This is a genomic window from SAR324 cluster bacterium, from assembly GCA_029245725.1.
In the GTDB taxonomy this organism is placed as follows: domain Bacteria; phylum SAR324; class SAR324; order SAR324; family NAC60-12; genus JCVI-SCAAA005.
Genome location: JAQWOT010000078.1, coordinates 1 through 6,760 on the forward strand (window position 1 = coordinate 1; position 6,760 = coordinate 6,760).

Sequence of the window (6,760 nt, forward strand, 5' to 3'; positions counted from 1 at the left end):
TATAGCTGTTGACACCTTTGTTAACGATATTAAGCGAGCAGTGATTCGCAGCGGTAAAGCCGGATTTATTGCGACACTTGAAGAACGCCAAGATACTCGTGCAGAATTAGCTGACCAGGATATGAATGCTTCTGCTGATACTCGGATGGAAATGGGTGAAGAAGATGGGGCGAATTTCGCGCTTTCCGGGACGATCAATTCCATAGTTGATCAGCTAGATGGTCAACGCGTCACCTACTATCAAGTAGATCTAAAACTGATCAATCTGCAGACAGCTCGCGAAGTTTGGAATGGTAGTAAGAAAATCAAGAAATTCATGGAGCGCAAATCTTTTTCCTTCTAGAGTATGGAACTCTGGCTCCCAAACTTTAATCAGTTCTGCTACAAGTTACTTATATGTAAGCTGATCAAATTGGAGGAGGGTGAAAGAATATACATTGATTGTTTACTCAACCTTGACAGAATTTTTTCTGTTCTCATTGACAATACGAAAGTCATCAATTCTTCTTTCACCAACCTCAATGATGCTCAAATTCAAAATTCTTCTAGCAATGAGAAAAAATTACGCTTCCCAAAAACTTCTCTCCAGGCATAAGGAGTCATTATGAACAAAAAAGTAATTTCCCAACTTGGTGCAGCACTCATTCTGGCCGGAGTAGTTGCTTGTTCAGGATCTTCTGGAACAACCAAAATTGAACCTGTGGCGTTAGAGCAAGATCCGAATCTCTGCTACTTCGATGGTACAGAAATGCGTGCTCCTGATTGGATTTGTGGCACCCCAGTTGAGGGATATCCTGTTGCTGCAGTGGGGTCTTTTCGAGATACCAAAGCAGGGACCAGTTTTGCTAGAAACCAAGCAACCATGGATGGACGGGTACAACTAGCCACCGAAATGAAAGCCAAGGTTGGGGCGATGGTGAAAAACCATGCCGAGACAACCGGAGTGGGTGACCAAGAGACTGTTGATGCGGTTGCTTCGGTCACGCAGCGGCAAATCACTGCAGAAATCCTCTTCGGTGCTAAAGCAATCAATTACCGCAAGGGTCCTGACGGGACAACCTACGCCTTGGTTGTAATGGATCCTCAGCAAGCAGCTAATGCAGCCAAGCAGGCTATTCAAACAAGTTATAAAAACAAGCAAGCTCAGTGGCAACGTTTCCTTGGTGAAAAAGCCCAAAATGAGCTAGAAGCTGAAATGGATAAGATGATCAACTCCGAATTTGGGGCTGCTCCACAATAAGGTTCCTCGAAGAGTGGGATTCACACCTGTGAGTCCCACGCATTTCATTCGGAACTTCGCAAGCAGGAACGGCTCTAATCGGAGAAAAGATGATTCCATCCAAGCGGCTACTCCCCACCTTCTTACTGCTGTTTCTTGTTTCTTTCCTGACCATTTCTTGCTCTCAGCAATCTTCTCGCTCTCCCCAGCCCGTCAGCCAAAACCAAAAACCAGATTGGATCAACAAAGTTCCTGTTGGGCACTACTTGGGACAGGCAAGCTATGCTCTGCAAACAGTCAAGCAGGCTCGGGAGAAGGCCTTGAATACTGCCGTCAGCCTGTTGGTTGTGGCAAAGGCTGGCAACACTGCTGAAGTGAGTGGCGATGTCCAGAACAAAACGACCAGTGTCATTAGAGGAGGGCGTGAAAGTCTGACAAATTCCTCAACAATCAACACAACCGTCACCATTTCTGGACAAGAAATCCCTGTGCAATTTCGAATTGTGGAATTTTGGCGTGATCGAGAGGCAGGCTACATTTATGTGCTTATTGAGGATTTAGCGGCGTGAGGATGGAATGCTGAAATTGCTGAGCAAACACGTTTTCCTAATCGGGATCTTCCTGATTTTGACGATCCATACCGCCTCCGCGCAGTTGCTGGGACTGGCTCTCTCTTTGGGAAATACCCTGGCAGGCTATATTCTCGATATTTATCTGCGAACCGAGAACACCTTGGACATTAATGGTGCTCCAGATTGGTATTTGCGCAATGACGATGCGGAGTGGGATTGTGCTTTCGGATATGCTCCAGGAAGCCTGGCCTCTGTGGAAAAAGCGAAAACAGAAGCCACCAAAAATTTAGTTGCACAGCAGGAACAGTATGTTCAGTCAGCAATCAGAGATGAAGTCCAACGACGCAAACCAAGAGATGAGAAGGAGTATCAACTCATAGAGCAGTTCCGAAATGATCCTGAATTAAAAAACTTTGTGACCGGGCAGCGGCAATTTCTCAAAATCACCTATGACGACGATGTCAGAGCAGCTTTCGTGAAGGCTTGTTTAAGTCGAGAGATCGTCGTTGCCTACCAAAAAGAGCGGCTCCAAAAAATCACAACTGAGCTCTCCAAAAACCGCGCTGAATCAGCATTTGGAGAACTAGAAGCTCACTTGGACCAGCCTGAACTGGATTTGAATACCCCTGCTGATCTAGAACGACCAGCCTCTGGTAGTAAAAGCGCCTTCGAAGAGCTAGATCAGGAAATTAGTCTCCCAAATAACTAGCAGCTTCCTTCTGTATCGATTCCTCCTCAACCAAGCCGATCCCAAGTTGGCAATGACCAACTCTTCCGACTAGAATTCACAGGATCTCTCTAGCAGTCTCGATTACTAATGACACCATCTGGCATGGTGGTGTTGCACAATTCAGCCTTATTCAAAGTGGCACCTTTTGCAAAACTCAGATTAGCGCCACTCAAGTCTGCTCCACTTAAGTCTGCACCAGTTAGGTTTACTCTACTTAGGTTCGCAAATAACAAATTAGCTTTGCGTAAATTGGCTTCGCGTAAATTAGCTTTACGAAAATTGGCTTTGTATAAGTCTGCGCCAGTTAGGTTTGCTCCAGTCAAATCAGCTTCCCGTAAATCCGATTCTCTAAGATTAGTCACTGATAGATCTGATCCCATCAGGTATGCGTGAAACAAATCAACTTCTCGGAGATTGGATCTCTGTAAGTTGGCATTTCTTAGTTGAGCATATCCTAAATTCGCTTCAAATAGATTAGCATTTCGAAGATTGGATCTCTGTAAGTTGGCCCTTGTAAGATTGCTACTTCGAAGACTGGCGCTACTTAAATCACACCCAACACACTCCTTAGTTTCCAAGCAGTTTCTTTTTGGCTGCTTCACCAGATAAGACTATACTACTTTGATTCGTGTCTACTTGGGCTGGATAACAGTCTCTATTGGCGATTGAACCATCGGGCATTGTTGTGTTGCAGAACTTGGCACCCAACATTGAGGCCCCTTGAAGATCAGCAGATAGGAGAATTGTAGCTGTCAGGTTAGCGCCTAACAGATTAACATCCCGTAAATCAGTACTAATTAGAATCGCACCACTTAGGTTAGATGCAGATACATTTGCTCCTCTCAAATAGGCACTTCTGAGATTTGTGTTCTGTAAATTTGCTCCGCTTAGATTCGATTGATTCAAATTACTTTCACTCAATTTTGCATCTCTCAAATCTGACCCACTGAGATCCATTCTAAGGATCCGCAATCCTTTTAGATCACACCCAACACACTCCTTGGTCTCCGGCAGTTTCTTCTTGGCAGCTTCGCCAGATAAAAAATTACTGGGTAACGTACTGGGTGAGGGTGATGACTTCAGCGTCATTAGTTTGAGTTTCGCCAAGTTGCGCTGAGGTGTATCGGGGAACATCTTGATGAATTCTTCCAGAATTGCTGGATCTTCCGAGTCTTTGACAACTTCCCAAGCTTGAGCTGCAAAGTCCTGATTCGATGCACTCTCTGTAGTAGCTGTTGTCGTTACACCTTCTGCTGGGACAAAGAAGAAATCACCCGTCACTGAGGACGAATCCCAGGGAACCTGCTTGTTGTTGCTGTCTTGCTGCACATCTGCCCGTACCCGCTTGAAGACTTCCTCCAAGCGCAGGTCTGGGGTGATCATGTGCTGTAGCAGTTTTTCGGTAAATAAGCCGTTATCACCCTCACCATCTGCAGCAACATCACCTGGTGCCGTCGCATAGGAGATGAACGAACCTGTGGGGGCAATCACTTGAGCTAGTCCTCGGCTGCTACTACGGAAACTTCTGGCAAATGGATTGTTCCTGCAGGCATCCAGAATCACCACATTCATCCCATTGCCTGCGACTTCCATTTGGCCCAGTAGTTTGCCCACTGGTACCGCATCGTAGGTCACGTCAAATTCATTGCTGGGATTAATATCAGTGGGCAGCAGGTAGTTCTCTCCTTCAATCTGCATCCCATGACCCGCAAAGTAGAACAAGCCTACCCCGTTGCTACCACGTAGGTCTGCACCGAACTTACGAATAGCCTGATCCATCTGCCGTTGATCTGCATCGGTCAGCATCATGACATTGAAGCCCAGTTGCTTCAGGGTACTGCTAATAGCCTTTGCATCGTTGGCAGGATTGCGTAGTGGGCCAGTGTGAATGTATTTCGAGTTGCCGATCACCAGTGCCTGTCTGACGTTGGTTTCCACTGGCCGGATCGCTCACTCCTGCGCCCAAGAAGTTGGCACAATCAGCAACAGCAGCAAAACAAAGTAGATGGAATACTTACGGATCATCATAGCCTCCAGGTGAGAGAGGAATTTCTACAAATGTTTTTCCAAGTCTATAACTGAAAGAGTGCAAAGAGTATCAAATTCTAGAGATGTAAATCCAGAACTGAATACTCACCACTACGATCATAGACAATTTGAAATCCATCCCGCAGGACTCCCACTGTTCCCACATCCAGTGGTTGAGCCAGCCAGTCCAACTGAGAGAAGCCAAACTCGACTTCCAGGTCCTCTTCATAGAACACACGGACAGAAGTGAGCTTACCGTAGTCCTCAAGATGGACTGAGGCTGGTTTGCCGAAGTCGTTTGTCCAACCCAAGTCTTGTAGATAACTTTCGTACTCCGTGCAAAGTAGGACCAGGTCAATATCGGAATCCTGCCGAGCCTCATCTCGTGCATGGAAACCCACCAGGATTGCTCCCTCCACCAGGCGCTGAGGCTCAACCCACTACAGAAATACTTTCAGAAATACTTTCAACTGATCTTTTGGGGAGGATTGGTTCATTTGTGGGATGGCTGGTGTGGATTTGAGTTATATTTCTACTCTTTCTGCTGTATTTGCAAAAACATTGTCTACATGATGCTATCTCAAATTTCGCTCATATCTCTGGAGAAAATACAATGACAACACAGAACATAGGCATCCTGCATCCTGGTGAAATGGGGATATCTGTTGCTGCTTCTGCAAAAAATTCTGGACATTCGGTTTTCTGGGTGTCGCAGGGTCGCAGCGAGGCTACACGTGCCAGAGCAGAACGGTTCAACCTGCATGAGTTGCGGAGTCTTTCAGAGCTCTGTGAAACTTGCTCCATGATCATCAGTGTCTGTCCACCCAAATATGCAGGTGAACTAAGCCAGCAGGTATTGCAGGCAGGCTTCAAGGGCATCTTTGTGGACGCTAACGCCATCTCTCCAATGCGCTCTCAAGAAATTGGATCACAGATGGCTCTTGCAGGGGTTGAGTATGTAGATGGTGGGATCATCGGTGGCCCTGCCTGGCAGGAAAACTCGACCTTTCTTTATCTCTCCGGGCTCCAATCTGCACAAGTGGCCGACTGTTTCGAGCAGGGCCCGCTGGTCACCCGAATCATTGGGGAGGAAATTGGCAGGGCCTCAGCAATGAAGATGTGCTACGCAGCCAAGACGAAGGGAATGACTGCTTTGCTCTGCTCCATTGTGGCCACCGCTAACGAGTTGGGAGTGTGGGAAGACCTGGAGCGACACTGGTCGGCTGAAGTGAGTGATGCCGGCAGAAAAACTGTCGAAGATATCCGGAAAGTTACTGCCAAGGCCTGGAGATTTTCCGGTGAAATGGAGGAGATCGCTTCCACTCTTGACTTTGCAGGGCTTCCAGATGGCTTCCACAAAGCTGCTGCGGATACCTACCAGCGAATGGCTCATTTCAAGGATCACCAGGAATTGCCTGAACTGGAAGAAGTGCTTCGATCATTAGTGCGTTCAAGCTGATAAAGTCACTGCTCTGGAGCCCACAAACATCTTGGAAGCGATAGTGCCTGTATCTCAGAAAAAACTGGATCAGGTCTTCAGGAGTCTGTCACTATCTTTTTCTGTTTCCGAAATGCCCGACTGAAGACATAAACCAAGACGAGGAAAATCAACGAGAGGAATAGTATCACGGGGATCAGCAGCGCAGGATGGGCCAGCGATACAACCCAGATCATCGAAGTTGCAATCACGGCAAACCAGATAACGGCTACGCCACAAGCCGCAAATAGAGTGGGCTTGCCACCCAGTTTCCAATCTGCTGCCAGTAGATTGGATTTGAAGCGCTTGCCACAGTGAGGACAGGATCTCGCCAAGTAGGAGAGCTTTCCTCCACATTCGTCACAGTTGAAGACTCCCATCACTCCCTTCAAATTGGTTTTTCGGAAAGCCCTTGGATTTCACAGCTACTTCATCCAGTTTCATCGAGAAAAGCCTCTGGCTCCTGAATTCAGTGGCAAATCAAGGATTTCGTGCAGGTTGCGGACGGTGCACCATGCTGCTGGTTTCAGTTCACCCTCCGGGTTGTAGTGGACTCCCCGCCAGCCGATTTTCTGGGCACCTTCAACGTCGCTCTGCCAACTATCCCCGATCATCACAACATCCTCTGATTCCGATAGACCTGCAGCAGCAGCAGCCTTATGGAAGGCTTCAGGATGAGGCTTCTTCACACCCAATTCCTCGCTGGTGTACATCGCTTCGAAAAAGGGGGACAG

10 protein-coding genes are annotated in these 6,760 nt (G+C 47.3%); 5 read left to right on the plus strand and 5 right to left on the minus strand.

What is annotated here, in order from left to right; genetic code table 11:
- From P8O70_03350 to P8O70_03365, 4 genes are all read left to right on the plus strand, one after another.
- Positions 1 to 343: penicillin-binding protein activator LpoB (locus P8O70_03350; protein ID MDG2195919.1), on the plus strand; the 343-nt coding region annotated here is incomplete at its 5' end.
- Between the two features lie 261 nt (positions 344 to 604).
- Positions 605 to 1,240: an LPP20 family lipoprotein gene (locus P8O70_03355; protein MDG2195920.1), complete on the plus strand. Its 636-nt coding sequence runs from the start codon at positions 605 to 607 to the stop codon at positions 1,238 to 1,240.
- An 89-nt stretch (positions 1,241 to 1,329) separates the two neighbouring features.
- A complete protein-coding gene (locus P8O70_03360) occupies positions 1,330 to 1,788 on the plus strand; it encodes a hypothetical protein (protein ID MDG2195921.1) in 459 nt (152 codons plus the stop codon).
- Positions 1,789 to 1,795: 7 nt separating this feature from the next.
- Entirely contained in the window at positions 1,796 to 2,500 is a 705-nt protein-coding gene (locus P8O70_03365; protein ID MDG2195922.1) for a hypothetical protein, read from the plus strand.
- A gap of 89 nt (positions 2,501 to 2,589) precedes the next feature.
- On the opposite strand, the gene P8O70_03370 is transcribed toward P8O70_03365, so the two are convergent.
- From P8O70_03370 to P8O70_03380, 3 genes are all read right to left on the minus strand, one after another.
- A complete protein-coding gene (locus P8O70_03370; GenBank protein ID MDG2195923.1) occupies positions 2,590 to 3,099 on the minus strand; it encodes a pentapeptide repeat-containing protein in 510 nt (169 codons plus the stop codon).
- Entirely contained in the window at positions 3,089 to 4,459 is a 1,371-nt protein-coding gene (locus P8O70_03375) for a caspase family protein (GenBank protein ID MDG2195924.1), read from the minus strand. The genes P8O70_03370 and P8O70_03375 overlap by 11 nt, the downstream gene beginning before the upstream one ends.
- Before the next feature lie 167 nt (positions 4,460 to 4,626).
- Complete coding sequence (locus P8O70_03380) at positions 4,627 to 4,968, minus strand: aminoglycoside 6-adenylyltransferase (protein MDG2195925.1); 342 nt, start codon at positions 4,966 to 4,968, stop codon at positions 4,627 to 4,629.
- A 194-nt stretch (positions 4,969 to 5,162) separates the two neighbouring features.
- Between P8O70_03380 and P8O70_03385 the strand changes: the two genes are divergently transcribed.
- Positions 5,163 to 6,008: a DUF1932 domain-containing protein gene (locus P8O70_03385; protein MDG2195926.1), complete on the plus strand. Its 846-nt coding sequence runs from the start codon at positions 5,163 to 5,165 to the stop codon at positions 6,006 to 6,008.
- A 77-nt stretch (positions 6,009 to 6,085) separates the two neighbouring features.
- Here the strand turns inward: P8O70_03385 and P8O70_03390 are convergent, their stop codons facing one another.
- Both P8O70_03390 and P8O70_03395 read right to left on the minus strand, forming a co-directional pair.
- Entirely contained in the window at positions 6,086 to 6,406 is a 321-nt protein-coding gene (locus P8O70_03390; protein MDG2195927.1) for a hypothetical protein, read from the minus strand.
- 60 nt (positions 6,407 to 6,466) lie between these two features.
- Positions 6,467 to 6,760, minus strand: a 294-nt coding sequence (locus P8O70_03395; GenBank protein ID MDG2195928.1) for an HAD family hydrolase, incomplete at its 5' end; no start/stop codon positions are given.